14 protein-coding genes and 2 pseudogenes are annotated in these 17,921 nt (G+C 38.0%); 10 read left to right on the top strand and 6 right to left on the bottom strand.

Going from position 1 to position 17,921, the window contains the following annotated elements; translation table 11 throughout:
• The coding region (locus B045_RS0111670) for a transposase (RefSeq protein ID WP_018464437.1) at positions 1-246 on the top strand (246 nt) is incomplete at its 5' end.
• Between the two features lie 73 nt (positions 247-319).
• Here the strand turns inward: B045_RS0111670 and B045_RS0111675 are convergent.
• Positions 320-2,878, bottom strand: coding sequence for a DUF3943 domain-containing protein (locus tag B045_RS0111675; RefSeq protein ID WP_018464438.1), 2,559 nt, complete (start codon positions 2,876-2,878; stop codon positions 320-322).
• A 348-nt stretch (positions 2,879-3,226) separates the two neighbouring features.
• On the opposite strand from B045_RS0111675, the gene B045_RS0111680 reads away from it, so the two are divergent.
• From B045_RS0111680 to B045_RS14670, 5 genes and pseudogenes are all read left to right on the top strand, one after another.
• Positions 3,227-4,729 (top strand): acetyl-CoA hydrolase/transferase C-terminal domain-containing protein, encoded by a 1,503-nt coding sequence (locus B045_RS0111680; protein ID WP_018464439.1) that lies wholly within the window; start codon positions 3,227-3,229, stop codon positions 4,727-4,729.
• A gap of 13 nt (positions 4,730-4,742) precedes the next feature.
• The gene (locus B045_RS0111685) at positions 4,743-5,693 is read left to right on the top strand and encodes an alpha/beta hydrolase (RefSeq protein ID WP_025883593.1); all 951 of its coding nucleotides are present in this window, start codon (positions 4,743-4,745) and stop codon (positions 5,691-5,693) included.
• Between the two features lie 238 nt (positions 5,694-5,931).
• Positions 5,932-6,375: a thioredoxin gene (gene trxA, locus B045_RS0111690; RefSeq protein WP_018464441.1), complete on the top strand. Its 444-nt coding sequence runs from the start codon at positions 5,932-5,934 to the stop codon at positions 6,373-6,375.
• A gap of 11 nt (positions 6,376-6,386) precedes the next feature.
• Positions 6,387-6,746 (top strand): MarR family winged helix-turn-helix transcriptional regulator, encoded by a 360-nt coding sequence (locus B045_RS0111695; RefSeq protein ID WP_018464442.1) that lies wholly within the window; start codon positions 6,387-6,389, stop codon positions 6,744-6,746.
• 97 nt (positions 6,747-6,843) lie between these two features.
• Positions 6,844-7,125 (top strand): annotated as a pseudogene (locus tag B045_RS14670) (transposase); the annotation flags it as partial.
• Positions 7,126-7,185: 60 nt separating this feature from the next.
• Here B045_RS14670 and eutC read toward each other — a convergent pair.
• From eutC to B045_RS15700, 4 genes and pseudogenes are all read right to left on the bottom strand, one after another.
• Positions 7,186-8,019, bottom strand: a complete 834-nt coding sequence (gene eutC, locus B045_RS0111705) for an ethanolamine ammonia-lyase subunit EutC (RefSeq protein ID WP_018464443.1) — start codon at positions 8,017-8,019, stop codon at positions 7,186-7,188.
• Positions 8,012-9,403, bottom strand: coding sequence for an ethanolamine ammonia-lyase subunit EutB (locus B045_RS0111710; RefSeq protein WP_018464444.1), 1,392 nt, complete (start codon positions 9,401-9,403; stop codon positions 8,012-8,014). The genes eutC and B045_RS0111710 overlap by 8 nt, the downstream gene beginning before the upstream one ends.
• On the bottom strand, positions 9,369-10,841 hold the full coding sequence (gene eat, locus B045_RS0111715) for an ethanolamine permease (protein WP_018464445.1): 1,473 nt from the start codon (positions 10,839-10,841) through the stop codon (positions 9,369-9,371). Before eat ends, B045_RS0111710 begins: the two co-directional genes overlap by 35 nt.
• 283 nt (positions 10,842-11,124) lie before the next feature.
• Positions 11,125-11,369 (bottom strand): annotated as a pseudogene (locus tag B045_RS15700) (transposase); the annotation flags it as partial.
• A 295-nt stretch (positions 11,370-11,664) separates the two neighbouring features.
• Between B045_RS15700 and B045_RS14960 the strand changes: the two are divergent.
• On the top strand, positions 11,665-12,426 hold the full coding sequence (locus B045_RS14960; RefSeq protein ID WP_018464447.1) for a C-GCAxxG-C-C family protein: 762 nt from the start codon (positions 11,665-11,667) through the stop codon (positions 12,424-12,426).
• A gap of 807 nt (positions 12,427-13,233) precedes the next feature.
• Here B045_RS14960 and B045_RS0111735 read toward each other — a convergent pair.
• Complete coding sequence (locus tag B045_RS0111735; RefSeq protein WP_018464449.1) at positions 13,234-14,133, bottom strand: helix-turn-helix domain-containing protein; 900 nt, start codon at positions 14,131-14,133, stop codon at positions 13,234-13,236.
• Positions 14,134-14,290: 157 nt separating this feature from the next.
• Between B045_RS0111735 and B045_RS0111740 the strand changes: the two genes are divergently transcribed.
• From B045_RS0111740 to B045_RS0111750, 3 genes are read left to right on the top strand one after another with little or no spacing between them, the layout of a single operon-like run.
• Entirely contained in the window at positions 14,291-15,523 is a 1,233-nt protein-coding gene (locus tag B045_RS0111740; protein WP_025883600.1) for a TolC family protein, read from the top strand.
• 13 nt (positions 15,524-15,536) lie between these two features.
• Positions 15,537-16,433, top strand: coding sequence for an HlyD family secretion protein (locus tag B045_RS0111745; RefSeq protein ID WP_018464451.1), 897 nt, complete (start codon positions 15,537-15,539; stop codon positions 16,431-16,433).
• Positions 16,434-16,455: 22 nt separating this feature from the next.
• The gene (locus B045_RS0111750) at positions 16,456-17,919 is read left to right on the top strand and encodes an ATP-binding cassette domain-containing protein (protein ID WP_018464452.1); all 1,464 of its coding nucleotides are present in this window, start codon (positions 16,456-16,458) and stop codon (positions 17,917-17,919) included.
• The last annotated feature ends 2 nt before the right edge of the window (positions 17,920-17,921 follow it).

Below are 17,921 nucleotides of genomic sequence, written 5' to 3' on the forward strand. Positions count from 1 at the left end.
AGTTGCAGACTTATTAGATGGATGAAGAAATACTGGAAAACAAAGATAAGGACGCTCAAGACATTTTTAACAGGCGTAAAACTCGATTATAGAGCTATATTAAATACCATTAGGGAAAATGTCACAAATGGAATCACAGAGGGATTTGTAAATAAGCTAAAAGCTGTAAAGAGAACTATGTATGGTAGAGCAGGCATTAAATTACTAAGAAGAAAGATGGTTCTGGAGCATATATTCTTCAACTAAATTAGAGAAGAACCAAATAAGTTGTCTCACCTTACCTGATTGGTTGTCATTTATTCCAATATAGTTGTCTGTCTTAGAAATGGTATGTAAGTCCAAATCTTATTTCAAAAGTCTTCGCATATACGTTGTCGTGATATTTGTAATAAGTGTCACGTACATAGTATGTGCCTGAAAGTACTGCGCTTAACGATCCCCTTAAATCCAGTTCCCATATAGGGTTGATGACCAGTAGGGACGCATTACCTTTGTCGCCCTGTGCATTAAGGTATAACGGATCAACTTTCGTCAAGTCCTTTTCTTCATAACCTTTCCAGGTAAATATGCGATAATATTCTGTGTGAAGTATAAAACGCCCGAAGTCACGAAATTCCATGTGAGTCTTTGTCTTTATTGAAAATCCACTTCCCATGTTATAGTCTCTGTCTATAACATTGTAATAATCGCTCTTCGTTCCTCCAAGCAATATTGCTGATAAAAATACACGTTGCTCCAGACGAGTTAATGCACCAACCTGTGGAAATGAAAAAATCATACCAGGACCAAACGATGCTGCCTCTGATATACGATAAGGGGTAAGTGATGTGCCATCTTTTACTGGTTTGGAATCATAATAGTTGAAATGCTGAAATATACCAAACTCAGCCTGAATGTTATTATTCTCATAAACAGGAGCACCCCATATACGTCCCAATATGTGAAGTCCGTTGATTAGCGGTTGGTTTGCACTGAATCCAAATGTAGCCTCGGCATAGAAAAAATCATAAGGTTTGTTTTCTGAATCATTGAAAGGATTGCCGTATTCCATGAATAGATTTACGTAAGGATTGTGCTCGCCTCTAAATAAAGCTCCGTTGTCGGCAAGGTAACGGTCACCGACAGATATAGACAAGTCTACAGGGAAACGGTCGTAATCGTGATACTTATAATATCTATTTCTTATAGTCCATGCGTCACCACTGATAATGCGATTGAAACCTTTCATTGGACAGACTACTGTTGCTGCAAACTCACGCAGAAAGCGACGGAATCCACGCTGACTATCATTTAGAATGATGTCGCTGATACGATGTGTCACTTCTCCAATACATATACCACCAAATGTTGTCGCCATAAGGTCGTTGATAGCAGGAGGTTCAATTTCTCCACAAGTTTCCCACATAAGACTTCCGCCTAGAGCAAACGGTGCTGATTCCCAGAATGACATTCCGTTTGATCTTGCAGAATTATAGTATAGGTTACCATGATATGGGTGAGCAAAAAGATTTGTTGAAAACTGATCATTGTCCCATACAAAACCATGAGTGATATTATGATGAATCGTGTGAAGGTTTACTTGCGCAAAATCCTCGTTCATCACAAACCTGTCGAAGCAATGCACCGCCACATTAATTCCTGTTGTCTCGGCTATGCCTTTCCATAAATGTTTCTTTTGTCTGTAAGGAGCATTATATGCGTATATGCTATCTGTATCAGTGTTTTCAGTAGTAGATGTCTTTATTTTCTTGTCTTCATAGCCTGCCATCAGTGGATATTTTTTCTTGTTGTATCTCACTGCGATACCTGCTTCCACGATAGCTCCGTTACGATATTCGTTTAGATGATGGTAATAGCGAGTATCACCATATCCAATAGAAGCAAAAGCACTTAGATAATTGTTTATCTGATAGTCTGTGTTCACACGCAATTGCAACGAACCTAGTCGTTTAGGTTTATCCTCTTTATTTTGAAACGTTTCTATGTGGAAGAATCCAATGTCGGAACTTACACTCCAGCGGGGGGCTATATCAAAATATTGTCCGATACGATAGAATAAGGCTCCCGAAAAGCGTTTGTCTAGTCCCATATAATGTGTTCCTACACCGACAATGCTATAAGTGCTGCGGTTGCGGAAACGCATAGCGAAGTTCAGTTTTGATGAAGTTCCGGCATAGTACATCACGTCAATCTTCGTTTTTGGATTGACATTCACTAGTCCTATTTTATGTGCAATAGTGTCACGGCTATAGTTTATTATTCCAATCTGTACACCTCTAGGATGCGAGTTACATACATTTATCAATCCAATCTGCGAACCGTTAAGTGTATCTACATAATTGTAAGCTCCAATCTGTAGTCCGCGCATATAAGACGAACAGATATTCGCAATGAAACTTATTTGCATTCCCTCTTTCACGCCCATTGCTGTATTGGTAATGCCACTCAGTTGGATGCCACGAAATGGAGCCGTAGATATATTAGAGAAACCAGCAAGTTGAAATCCATTCAATGAATGAGTCGTATTATTTATAAAGGCAAACTGAAAACCTGATAAGTTGCCGCTTACTGAATTTATAGCACCACATAATTGTGCGCCATGAACATCACCATCTGTAAACGAGAACAAACCTCCTATGTTTAGTCCGTTGCTTTCACGCCTAACTATGCTTGACAATCCGCCTATCTGCACTCCTTGAAGAGAGTCTGTATTGGCAATAAGTCCGATGTTAGCTTTACTTACAAGTGTAGAATCGCTTCCTTTTCTATTTATTCCTAATGCTATGTTTGTGTTGTGCTTCCCATGGTGCAACTGTGCCATTGAGTTCACAATGCCAAGTAGCAAGAGAAAACCTAATATCAGATGCCTTAATTTCATAATGAGCTAAATCGTTGTTTGTGCAAATATATATAAAATAGATGAAAAAAGAAAACGATTTTTAAATAAAAAGTATTGTTACTTATATATTCTAAATATACCGTGTCGTGATAAAAATCTCTTTAAACACTTGCTTTTTAGAAAAAGATTAGATAAATTTACTGCTTTGAAAGCAAATACGATAATATCATGATTTAAAAGCAGATGATTTATGCACAAATGTTACTGTTTTAATATATAAATAGTATATATATACAAGTAATGCTAAGAATTATGCAAATTTTCTTCCTAATATAGTATATTTATTAAAAATATTGTATCTTTGCACCAAGAAAAAACAAAAGATAAATGGCATATAGTAGAATTACTGCTGCAGAAGGTGCGGCAATGATAAATAATAATGATAATATAGGATTATCTGGGTTCACACCAAACGGCGTAGCAAAAGCTGTATTTCGTGAACTTTCAAAGCGTGCCGTTTCGGAACATGAAGCTGGCAGACCTTTTAAAGTTGGTATTCTTACTGGTGCATCAACCAGTCAGAGTATTGAGGGCGATATGGCAAGTGTCAATGCTATAAAGTTCAGGGCACCGTTTTCCACTAATAAAGATTTTAGAAACCATACCAATGCAGGTGAGATAGATTATGAAGATATGCACCTGGGACACATGGCAGAACGTCTGCGTCGTGGCTTTTACGGAGAAATAGACTGGGCAATAATTGAAGTCAGTGATATTGACGAGGGTGAAAGCATGTGTAAGGCTTTCCTAACCAGTGCTGGAGGAATAGTTCCGACTATTGCGCGTCTGGCAAAAAAAATTATAATTGAGAAGAACGCCTTTCATAGTAAGGCTTCACGCTATCTTCATGATGTATATGAAATAGGTGAGTGCCCTTTTCGTCAACCTATTCCAATTCTTGGAGTAAGTGATCGTATAGGAAAAGAGTATGTTGAGATAGATGCCAAGAAAATTGTTGGTGTTATTGAATGCAATATTCCTGAAGAGGCAAGAGCATTTAAACCACTTGACCAAATTACACAGCAGATGGGACACAATGTTGCTGATTTTCTTGTAGCTGACCTTAAACGTGGACTTATTCCTTCACAGTTCCTTCCGTTGCAAAGTGGAGTGGGCACAACAAGTAATGCTGTTCTTGAGGCATTAGGTCAAAACCCTTTGGTGCCTGTATTTTCAGTTTACACGGAGGTTGTTCAGGATTCAGTTGTGAAGTATATGAAGGAAGGACGAATAAAGGATGCAAGTTGTTCGTCGCTAACAGTGACTAATGATACTCTTCAAGAGATATATAGTGAAATTGACTATTTTAAAAAGCATATAACAATTCGCCCAAGTGAGATAAGTAACTCTCCAGAAGTGATACGTCGTCTTGGAGTTATCGCAATGAATACGGCAATAGAATGCGATATATATGGCAATGAGAATTCAAGTCATATATGTGGTAGCAGACTAATGAACGGTATCGGTGGTTCATGTGATTACGAACGTAACGGATATATCAGTATATTCACCACACAGAGTACAACTAAAAATGGTTGCATCAGTGCTATTGTTCCAATGTGTAGTCATGTAGATTCAACAGAGCATGATGTTGACGTGATTGTGACTGAACAGGGAATCGCTGACCTTAGAGGAAAGGGACCTCTGCGTCGTGCAAAAGAAATAATAGAAAACTGTGCTCACCCTAGTTATCGCCCGTTGCTGAGAGATTATCTTAAAATAGCTGAACACGGACACGAACCTCAGAGTATGCGTGCCGCTCTTGCGTTTCACGATACATTCCTGAAGAAGGGGGATATGCGACTGACTGATTTCAGTGAGTATCTGTAAGAGGATAAACATGATGAAAAAGAAAAAAATAATACTTTGGACAGTGCTGTCTGTTGTCGTATTGTTCTGCATATATACAATTGGTGGTTCGTTTTATCTGATAAACTTTGCGTTGCTACCGTCAGAAAAAGATAATGTAGAAAAGGTTACTCATAAAAACGATTCAATATATTCGTTTATGAAACCTTGGACTGATAGCTTGAACAATGTTAAAGCTATTCATGATACAACGATTATCAACAGTGAAGGTCTGAAACTGAATGGTTATTATATTAAGTCGACAAAACCGACGCGTAAGACAGCCATTCTTATTCATGGATATAAAGACTGTGCTTATACCATGATGCCTATTGCGTATATATACAGTCATGAATTGGGATATAATGTGTTGTTGCCAGATCTGCAATACCATGGTAAGAGTGATGGTAAGGCTGTTACCATGGGATGGAAAGACCGCAAGGATATATTGCTATGGGCAAAGCTTGCAAATACTCTTTTTGGTAACAATACCGAAATTGTTGTGCATGGCATTTCAATGGGAGGTGCTACAACAATGATGGTGTCTGGTGAAAAACTTCCACCTTATATTAAATGCTTTGTTGACGACTGCGGATATACAAGTGTCTGGGATGAATTCAATTATGAGATAAAAGAGATGTTCGGACTTCCTACATTTCCATTAATGTATTCGTCAAGTGCATTATGTAAACTATTGTATGGTTGGAGTTTCGGTGAGGCTTCGGCTTTGCATCAAGTAGCGAAATGCAAACTTCCAATGCTCTTTATCCACGGTTCGGCAGATGACTATGTACCTACACGAATGGTTTATCCACTTTATAAGGCAAAACCGCAACCTAAAGAAATATGGATTGTGCAGGGGGCGCCACATGCAAAGTCATTCCAGTTAAATCAAAAAGCATATATCAATAAGGTTGCGCAATTTACAGGCAAGTATATCAAATGATATATTTGCCTTGTTTATATTGTTCTCTGTTTAGATCTTAAAGTAATGCTTTTGATATTGTTTTCCGTCGGAAAATGTTAACGATGTTATATATTTGGTTAATGTCTGTTATAGCTTATAATGTTTGCCTTTGGAAATTTGTTTGAACAAATTAATTTTATACCTTTGTAAATGTTTTCCAGTAGAAACTATTAATTAAAAGAAAATAATTATGCATAACAAATTATTTATAATGATTATGATGATAGCTGCACTTTTTTCATCAAGTTGCACTAGCGCTAAACAGAAACAAAAAATAATAAACAAACAGGAGGCTAAGAAAATGAATACAACAGAATTGACACTATCAGAGTTCAAAAACAAAGTGATGGACTATGAGAAGAATCCTCAAAGTTGGGACTTTAAGGGTGATAAACCTGCAATAATAGATTTTTATGCTACATGGTGTGGACCTTGCAAAGCAACAGCTCCAATCCTTGACAGTTTGGCTGAAGAGTATCAGGGTAAAATCGATGTTTATAAAGTAGATGTTGACAAGGAACAGGAACTTGCATCAATATTTGGTATTCGCTCAATACCTTCATTGCTGTTCATTCCGATGAAAGGTGAGCCAAAGATGCAGGTTGGCGCAATGGGAAGAATAGATCTTGAAAAAGCAATAAAAAATACTTTATTGAAATAAGACAAGATATAATGAATAAAAATTGTATTTGCAGAATAAGAAATGTATATCGTGCCATAGCTGCTTTTGAAACCGAGTTCCAAAAGCAGCTTGGTCTTAATATAAATGAGGCAACGATGCTTTGCATTGTATCTGAAAAGGAAAACATATCTTCAGGAGAGATTGCCGAGGAAATGGAACTTTCAAATTCAAATGCTTCAAAGGTAATTGCTTCTTTGGAAAAGTCCGGGTATATTCGTCGCAAACTTTGTAAGGAAGACAAGCGCTGCATGCGTTTTACAATTACAAAAGAAGGTGAGGAATTATTGGCCAAAGTTAATTGCGAAAGATTCCAGTTGCCAGAAAATCTTACTAATTTATCAGTAGATTGATTTGTCTCTAGATAAATATAATAAGTTATAAAAGCGGAATGAGAAAGTTTATAGCCGAAAATGACCGTGGGCGATGCGTTGCCTGTGGTGTATGTACAAATACTTGTTTGAAAGGCTTTTCTTTGACGGCATACAACTCATTCTTAAGTTGAAGAATAACATGAAAGGATCTATTATGAAAGTCTCAGACAAGTTACTCTTAAAGGAAAAGGCTATCATTGAGACTATTAATGACGAACTTAAGAACATTGCACAAGTGGAATATTCAAGACATCGGTCTTGTCTGTACACTTGGAGCATTGGCTGCATATAGCCTTTCCCAAAGAAGCCTACAATTAATGCTGAAAGAACTGTTGATAGACAATTAACCTTGTTCTAAATTCGTCGAACTCACGTTAATCTAGGAGATGGTCTAGTCAAACAACATTTTTTTTTCTGTTTAAACAATATTCAGTATATCTGTATCTTTTATATGAGGTTTCAATGTAAGATAATGCTGTATATCATCACTCTGGTCTTTCAGAGCTGTGCCGCTTTTCTTCATATTATATGCATTCTCTATAAGCCAAGCCAACTTAAATGCTGCCTTACCATAGCTCAATCCCTCAGGACGTATGTTTGATATACAGTTACGTTCGCTTTCCATCCTGCCACAATAGGGCTTGTATGTCATATACACTCCCAGACTATCGGGAGATGAGAGGCCAGGGCGTTCGCCTATCAGTGTAGCAACCAGTCCGCAATGCATCCTCTCCGCGATATCATCACCTAGTGCTACTCTGCTCTGCTTTGCGAGCACCACTGGTCCAACCGTCATGCCAAGTTCATCCATGTATGGTAAAAATTGTCGTATGAATGGAACGGCTTGTTTATGAACAGCTTTTGATGACAATCCGTCACCTATAACTAACAATACATCAGCTCCCTGATAATTCAGCTCATCTAGTAGAAGTTTACTTCTCTCACTTAGTCGTCTGCCAAAGTCAGGACGACACAAGTATATTTCCCTATTGACAGCGGAACTTTCCACATTTATAGTTTCAAGTCCCATTGCATGTAATTCTTTTCCTATTCTATCTCTATCGAAAGGCATCTTTATAGAATCACGTGCCTTGGCATGCGCCAGACTGAACGCCAAATAGTCGTTTGTCAGTATGCTGCATCCAGTCCTACCTAGGGCAATTCTAGCATCGGTATAAGATTTTAGTTTTTCCCAACAGTCGTTCTCTCTTATATTTTCTGCCTTTACGGTTAAATAATGATTTTCATCCATTTACAGCCTCCATTTTCTCTATTTGCAATAATTTATTTGTTGGTTTGAATGGTAGAATATCTCCTTTTTCGTCTATTAGGTTTATTTTTTTCAACCAACTTTCAAACTCAGGTGCATGCCTTTTGTTCAGGAGTTTTCTCACATACAGGGCATCATGATAAGATGTACTCTGATAGTTAAGCATTATATCGTCTGCTCCGGGGACACCCATAATATAGTTAACGCCACCGGCTACGAGTAATGTGAGTAGATTGTCCATATCATCCTGATCAGCCTCTGCATGATTTGTATAACAGATGTCACAGCCTAGAGGCACTCCCATCAGCTTACCACAAAAGTGATCTTCAAGTCCTGCTCTTGTTATCTGTTTACCATCGTATAGGTATTCGGGACCTATAAAACCAACCACAGTATTTACAAGAAGAGGATGATACCTGCGGGCCACTGCGTAACAGCGAGCTTCGCACGTCTGTTCGTCTACTCCGAAATTTGCATCTGATGATAAAGCAGAACCCTGTCCTGTTTCGAAATACATGCAGTTTTCTCCGATAGTTCCACGATGAAGACTCTTTACGGCTTCGTACCCCTCGTCTAGCATCTTAAGATTAACACCAAATCCGGCCATGGCTTTCTCTGTTCCTGCTATGCTCTGAAACAACAAGTCTACCGGTGCCCCTCTGTTTATCAATTCGGTGCAAGTTGTGACATGTGTGAGCACACACGACTGAGTAGGTATATCATAATTATGTATTATATCATCCAACATATAGTTCAGGTTCATCAACACCGGTATACTATCGCTGGCAGGATTAATACCGATAACAGCATCTCCGCAACCGTACATAAGTCCATCTATTATGCTTGCAGCAATACCCTTCAGGTCATCTACAGGATGATTAGGCTGTAATCTCACGCTCAATCTGCCTGGCAGACCGATTGTATCTCTGAACTTAGTTACGACACTACATTTCTGTGCCACTAATAATAAATCCTGATTACGCATTATTTTACTAACTGCTGCTGCAATCTCTGGCGTTATCCCTGGAGCTACATACGAAAGATCGTCGGTTGTGGTATGGTCGTTTAGCAACCAATTTCGAAAGTCACCCACCGTGAGACTGCTTATCGGAGCAAAAGCTTTCTGATCATGAGTATCAATAATCAATCTTGTAATCTCATCTTCTTCATAAGGAATAAGAGGCTCTTCAAGGAATCTTTGAAGTGGTATTTCAGCAAGGACCATTTTTGCAGCCACCCTCTCCTCCATGTTTGAAGCAGATATTCCGGCAAGGTCATCACCAGAACGAGCTGGTGTTGCCTTTGCCATGACATCTTTCAGATTATCAAATCTATATGTTATGTTTCCTATCGCTATCTTGTACATATACTGTCTCTCCTATTAGTTCACCTTCAGATTCTACATCTGACTCAATCTCGTCTTCTACCTCTGGCGCATTATCGTCTATTACAACAAAGTCTTCCTTTATAGCTTTACGGTTGTACACATAGTAACCATAGCATAATGCCATTATTATTATAAATGCAACAAATACATTGAAATTATAGTATATCATCAGTACAAAACATATCACAGCTCCTATCAATGCTATTATAGGGAAGGCAGGGTAACAGATTGCCTTGTAAGGACGTTCCAGATTGGGCTCTGTCTTACGGAGTCTGAATAGAGACATCATTGATATGATATACATTGTGATGGAACCAAAACATGCCAGTGTTATAATATTTGCAGTAAGCGACTGACCATTAAAGAATGGATCAAAACCATTGCATAGAACACAGATGATACCGAAAACGGCTGTACTTATGATTGCCCAATGTGGAACAGCGCGTATGTTAACCCAGCTTAATGACTTTGGTAGATAACCAGCACGTGACAGTGCAAATATCTGACGACCAGCCTCCATTATTATTCCATGGAATGAAGCCAAGAGTCCAAAGAGTCCAAGGAAGACTAACATATGTACCCAACTACTCTTTTGACCTACTACCATCATCATAGCTTTAGGCAGAGGGTCATTTAGGTTGGATAATTGTTTCCAATCACCTGATCCACCAGCAAACATCATTACGCCAGCAGCAAGAATTACTAGAGTTATAATACCCGTAATAAATCCTTTCTTAACTGTAACTTGTGGATTTTTTGCTTCTTCTGCACTCATAGAGGCTCCTTCTATTGCGAGGAAGAACCATATTGCGAACGGTATTGAAGCGCATATACCACCTATCGTCCCCATAGAGAATGTGTCTGAACCGGCCCAGCCGTGTGAAAGAAAGTTTGTTAATTCAAAACCAGGTGCCACTACGCCCATAAAGACGAGCAACTCGCATATAGCTATTATCGTAACAGCGAGTTCAAATGTAGCAGCCGCTGAAACTCCGCAAAGATTTAAGGCAACAAAAAGTCCGTAAGCTACAATTGCGATAGCAACAGGGCTTAATCCTGGTACTAGATCACTGAAATATGCTCCGATAGCTAATGCTATGGATGGAGGTGCGCAAACATATTCTATAAGTGTAAATGTACCCGCAAAGAATCCCCCAATAGGTCCAAACGCTCTGCGAGCATAGGCAAACGGACCTCCTGCTTGAGGAATAGCACATGACATCTCTGTAAAACTGAATATAAAAGTTACATACATCACCGCAACAAATAAAGTTGCTATTAAGAACCCAAGGGTTCCTCCTGATGCCCAACCGTAACTCCATCCGAAATAATCTCCTGAAATAACCAATCCTACAGCTATTCCCCACAAATGAAAAGCGTTCAACTTACGCTTTAATGTTGACTTTTGCTTACCCATACCTAATTTGTTTTAATTGTGTTGTGTTATTATGTGTGTGTTGTTTATGATATCCGCAAATATCATTTTGTAATCTTAATGGTGCAAATATAAAGCATATTGTAATCTTAATAGTACAAAGATACGGCATTTTGAAACAATCACAAAATAATTTGTAGCATAAAGTAAGTAATTAATATTCGATTGTTCGTTTTTGATACTTTTTACTTGTTATTTATATGCAAATAGTAAGCAAAATGGCGATTATAAGTTTAAATTGTTATTTAATGTGAGTTTGACGAATTTAAAACAAAGTTAATTGTCTATCAACAGTTCTTTCAACATTAATTTAGGCTTCTTAGGGAAAAGGCCGTATGCACCCAATGCTTCAAGTGTATTGATAATATAATTATCAAAAGACCGATGTCATAAATGTTCCACTTGTGCAATGTTCTTAAGTTCTTCATTCATAGTCTCAATGTTAGCCCTTTTCCTTAAGAGTAACTTATCTGAGCCTTTCATAATAGCTCCTTTCATGTTATTCTTCAATGTGTATTTTACTATCATAGCATCAAAAAACTTGCAGAAATCATCTGCAATACAAAATATTTCAGTAACTTTGTCCTCGGTGATCATTGTGATTATTGTTTGTAATGTTTTGATTTTTAACACATTAAATTTACAGCAATTTTCACTAATCATCAAATTTTACATATTTATAATTCATCGAACTCACGTTATAGTAAATTACGAGGTGTGTATAGTATATGGATTGTGTGAAAAGTCTTGTCCAGCTGGTGTAATGTATAATGTTAAGGTTGCATGAAGAAGATAACGCATTGGTATGATTATATGTGGACGTGGACAGATATTCCTTATTATTGGCAACAAATTAAGAATGTCTAAGGGAAAGGCAGCACCAAGATGGTTGTCTTCAAAATGGTTCGGAAATGGTTTCCTTGTGTTTTTCATGACATTCTTTCTCAATATGATTTATGCAACAGTCCTTGTAGCAAAGGATATCAAGTCATTAATATATAGACCGCAGACATGGTGTGTGTTGTCCAATGGGAAATATGACACAAATGATTTGCAAATTAAAAAACAAAGAATAAATATGAATCAGGAAAGAACTCTTGCGGATATTGCCGCTGATAATTATAATAACGGATATAACTGCGGTCAAGCTTTGGTTGTGGCTTTTGCTGAACGTTATGGCTTTTCAAAGGAGCAGGCTTCACAGATTACTGCCGCTTTTGGTGGTGGATTGGGACGCCAGAGACTCACTTGTGGTGCTGTTATGGGAATGGGGGTCTTGGCTGGGCTTGAAGATGGTAATTCCGTACCTGGAGAAAAGGATAAGGTGAAAACTACATTCAATGCTATACAGATGATGACTGAAAAGTTTAAAGAGCAGTATGGATCTGTGACATGTGGTGAAATATTAGGCTTGAAGGGATATGCTAAAGCTGAAGGTCCTGCTCAGCATCAGGAAATACCAGAAGCATATAAAGGCAGACCGTGTGCATTGAAGGTAAAGTTAGCCGCTCAGATATTTGAAGATTATCTTAAAAGTAAAGGCATAGCAGAGGATAAACAGAAATAGTTTAAGCGATAACAATATTTTAGAGGAATAAGAGTAGCTGAAAATTATGCTTTAGGATGTTACGCATATTGTTTATATCTTACATCATTTCTTAATAAGATATCTAGTTTATTTTGCAGTATTTCCATATAGTAACGCAAACGTTATATCGTAGTAACGCAAACGTTTGATCATAGAAACGTAAACTTTATGTCGTAGAAACGCAAACTTTATATCGTAGTAACGGATTTCTGAATCTTTAAATGCTTCTTGGCAACAGTAACAATGTAATAAGAAGCATCGTTTTGTCTTAATTCAGATGCGATTTATAGTGCTTTGTCCATTTACATATATTGCTGATTAGCATAATCTCCCCCCTATAGATTTTTTAAATAAATAGCGTCAAAGTGTCTATTGGCTGTGTATCAGTTAGTTAGAATTCTTTTTTAGCGAAGATAAGTATCAGGCAAGAGACGTGATTTTATGCTTTATATCGATGAAATACAAAATAGGGCATGATAAAGAGGTGATTTTTACGGTGCAAAAACATCTATTTTTAGGTAAGAAATTGAGGATTATGAAAAAAAGCTGCTTTTGTTTTTCTAAAAATTGATAACGCATATTACGACACTTCATTTTTGAGAAAATCATATCTAAGTTGCTGATAGTCAGTTTTTCGTCAGTTCGACGCTAGTATTTTGAAAACCCTTTAGTGCGCGCGCATGTGCGCGCACATTATTTATATAATATATAGCATTAGTCATAATTTGCATTTCTCTCATAGCACCAGTCATTATGTTTAACAGATGCTGTATGATAAAGATTCAACTATTCGTTTTTATATCCTTGTGGAGTTGTACCAGTCAAGCGTTTGAAGAATTTACAGAAAAAACTTACATTTGGAAAGTTTAGCGCTTCACTGATTTGTGAAACCTGCATATCTGAATGTTTAAGCATAACCTTAGCTTCAGCGATTACCGATTTATCTATCCATTCTTTTGCTGTAGTATCGCTGGCATTACTTATTAATGTTCCAAGATAGCGTTGCGACATGCACATCTTGTTTGCGTAAAAACCAAGTGAACGTTCTTTTTTACTGAATTTATGTACAAGGTTTATAAATTTAAGAAATACCTCACGTTCATGAGTATGCACTTCGCCATTAACTCCTGTTTTGCTGTTTAAGTTGCTATACATGCATAGTATTGCTTTCGTAACACAAAAGAACGTATCTTTGTCAATACTGTTTGAATGTATTATCAGCCATGCATCTTCTATAAGTCTGTGAAATATGTTCTCTTCTTCTTCATTCATCGGTATTGTCGTTTTACTCTCACCGCTAATTAAGCATGACGGGACTCTCCCATTAAATAACATTTGCAGTAACTCATCGTTTACAGATATAGCCTCCATATCGAAATCAGGGGTAAAACTTATAGGTTGTACAATGCTCCCAGCTCCGATAAACAACATCGAACCTTTATTTATAGTGTAGTCAATAAGGTTGATGATAGCATGGCCGGTTCCGCTTTTTACACAGCATACACGTAGTTCATCAAATCTGTATGGTTGGTTTAATGTTATAAATGTTTTTCTAAGTTTGTTGAAACTCAGTAATACCGCGAAGTCCTTTGCAACATACGCTGCATTAGCATTATCCAATATACCTAGTTTTATATAATCGCGAATACGCTCAAAGTCTAGTTTTATAGGTCTGTTACTTTCCATATCCTACTATTTATCAATTAATATGCCTCAAAGATAATAAAATATCCCTATTGTTGACCATCTTTTTTGAATTATAGTACAAAAAGGACATTTTTCAATTCTTATAGATAATGACTTTATTAATGAAACAGCATATCTTTGCAGAAAAATATAATATATGAGAATAAGAATGATTCTTTTGGGACTGATTATGGCAACCACAGGATGCTACGCCCAACTAACATTACTTCAATGTAGACAGAAAGCGCATGATAATTATCCGCTTATAAAGCAATATGATTTGGTTGAGCGATTGCGTGACTATAATATTGCCAATGCTTCTACTGCAAATCTGCCACAAGTTTCAGTAACTGGTCTGGCAACATATCATACAGATATGATAAAGGGAAATATAGCTTCGGCTGTTGATACTAAAAACCACCTATATGGTGGAATGTTGCAAGTATCTCAGAATGTATATGATGGTGGCGCTGTGTCTTCTCGTAAAAAGATAACCAAAGCCGATGCGAATGTGAGTACAGAACAGTTAAATGTTTCAATGTATGATGTCAATTCAAGAGTAGATCAGATGTTTTTTGGAACGTTGCTCCTTGACGAGCAAATCAAGCAGAATAAACTTTTGCAGGAAGACTTGGCGCTTAGTCGGAAAAGCATAGACGCTATGATGAAGAATGGTATAGCCAATCAGAGCGATATTGATGCTATAAAGGTTGAACAATTGAACGCAGAACAACAGATGAAGAGCTTGATAGAACAACGACACTCATATATTATGATGTTGGCTATTTTTATAGGTGAAAAGATTGATGACAACATTACATTATCTCGTCCGTCTGATGATATGCCTGAATCAATGGAAGTAAAACGACCAGAAATGAAACTGTTTGACGCACAGACAATATTACTAAATGAGCGTGAGAAAGCGCTTGATGTGAATTTAAAACCAAAATTCGGACTGTTTGTATCAGGACTGGTGGGGAATACAGGTCTGGATTTGATAAACAAAAGTATGTTGATGGCTGGCGCTAAACTAACTTGGAATATTGGCGGACTTTATACGAGGAAGAATGACAAAAGACAGATTGAGGCTAATAGACAACAGATCGAAAGTAATCGTCAGACATTTCTTTTCAATACAAGATTGCAGACAGTCGGAGAGACTTCTGTTATCAATGATCTGAAGGAAAAAATAAAGACAGATGATGATATTGTTGTACTTCGTACAAACATACGAAGCAAAGCTGAACGCAAAGTGGAAAACGGCACGTTGACTATCAATGAGATGCTGCGCCAGATAAATGCCGAGAGCGAGGCAAAGCAGGCTAAGGCTTTGCACGAGATTCAACTGCTGAAAGAGATTTACCAACTTAAAAATATTGGCAACTATTAATATTTAAATAGATATGGAAACAAGAAAATTTATTATATGGGTTTCAATGGCGACGATGTTCGCAGCGTGTTCATCAGATAAGAAGAGTTATGATGCCACTGGTACTTTCGAGACCACAGAAGTTACTGTAGCTGCCGAACAGACAGGACGTATAATGGCTTTTGATATAACAGAAGGACAGAATATAGATTGCAGTAAGCAGGTAGGACTCATTGATACCGTGCAGTTGCAGCTAAAGACTATGCAGGTTGGAGTGACACGAGAAACTTTTGAAAATCAGAAACCTGATGTGCAGAAACAGATTGCGGCATTGCGCCAACAGTTGGCTACTGCACAAAGAGAGCAGCGCAGGTCTGCTGGTCTGGTTAGAGACGGAGCGGCAAACCAGAAGCAGTTGGATGATGCTAACTCGGCAGTGCTCGTCTTGCGTCGCCAGTTGGAAGCACAGATATCTAGTTTGGGCAACAGTACCAGAAGTTTGTCTAGTCAGAGTAGTGCTACAGGAATAGAACGTTCACAGGTAATTGACCAATTGCGCAAATGCCATATCGTTGCTCCAATAAGCGGTGTCATACTTGAAAAGTATGTTGAGAAGGGCGATTTTGCCACAATCGGCAAACCGTTATTTAAGATAGCAGACATGAATAATGTTTATCTTCGTGCTTACATCACATCCGGACAACTTGAAAAGGTGAAAGTTGGTCAGAAAGTAAAGGTATTCAGTGACTATGGAGATAATAAACGCAAGGAATATAGTGGTACGGTTACATGGATATCTGAACATTCAGAGTTCACTCCAAAGACGATACAGACAGATGATGAACGTGCTGATCTTGTTTATGCTGTTAAAATACTTGTCAGGAACGATGGATTTATCAAACTAGGCATGTATGGTGAAGTGAACTTCTAGAGATAATTAAACAAAGCTTATCATGACAGCGATAGAAATAAATAATGTCACCAAACACTTCGGTAAAGTTTGTGCGCTAGACGATGTCTCGCTAAGTATAGACCAAGGAGAACTCTTTGGTATAATTGGTCCTGACGGAGCCGGTAAGACTACTCTTTTCCGCATACTTGCCACATTGCTTGTTCCAGAAACAGGCGCAGCATCTGTTGATGGCTTTAACACCTTGACAATGATGCGTGACATCAGAAAGCGTGTGGGGTATATGCCTGGTAAGTTTTCGTTGTATCAAGACCTTACTGTAGAGGAAAATCTTAAGTTCTTCGCTACGCTTTTTGATACTACGGTAGAAGCAAACTATGATTCAATACGTGATATCTATTCACAGATTGAACCATTCAAGAACAGACGTGCTGGTGCTCTTTCTGGAGGAATGAAACAGAAACTTGCTCTTTCATGTGCCCTAGTGCATAAGCCCAGCGTGCTTTTTCTTGATGAACCAACTACTGGTGTAGACCCAGTTTCACGCAAGGAATTCTGGCTTATACTGCAAAAATTGCGTGATGCTGGAATGACAATAATTGTGTCTACTCCATATCTTGATGAAGTGCGCCAATGCGGTAGGATAGCCTTTCTAAATAAAGGGAAAATATGTGGGGTAGGTGCTCCTGATGAAATATTGAATGAATTTAAAGATGTATTCTGCCCAGAACCGTTATCGCATTCAGATGAAGCAAAGCTTTCTGAAGATAATGATGTGATTGTTGTTGATGGATTGTGCAAGACATTTGGTACATTCCATGCTGTAGACCATATATCCTTTAGGGTACATAGAGGTGAAATATTCGGATTTCTTGGAGCCAATGGAGCCGGAAAAACGACAGCAATGCGCATGTTAACAGGATTAAGTCAGCCTTCTGGCGGTAAAGCTACTGTAGGCGGTTATGATGTATCTACGCAATACGAGCAGATAAAGAAGCATATTGGTTATATGAGTCAGAAGTTCTCTTTGTATGAAGACCTAAAGGTATGGGAAAATATACGTCTTTTTGCTGGTATATATGGCATGGATGATAAAGAGATTGCATCAAAGACCGATTCTTTGCTAAGTCGTCTAGGAATGAGTGAACATAAGAATACCATTGTTAAGGAACTGCCGCTTGGATGGAAACAGAAGTTGGCTTTCTCGGTATCTATATTCCATAAACCCGATGTTGTATTCCTTGATGAACCAACTGGAGGTGTAGATCCGTCAACACGCAAGGAATTTTGGACATTGATATATGAGGCAGCAGCCGAAGGCATAACAGTTTTCGTAACAACTCACTATATGGATGAGGCTGAATATTGTGACCGCATATCCATCATGGTTGACGGACAGATAAAAGCTTTAGGAACTCCGTCACAACTCAAAAGCCAGTTCGGAGTTAACAACATGGACAGTGTGTTCACGATGTTAGCAAGAAAGGCACAACGAAAATCAGACTGATA

This window comes from Segatella paludivivens DSM 17968 = JCM 13650 (assembly GCF_000373185.1).
GTDB lineage: Bacteria > Bacteroidota > Bacteroidia > Bacteroidales > Bacteroidaceae > Prevotella > Prevotella paludivivens.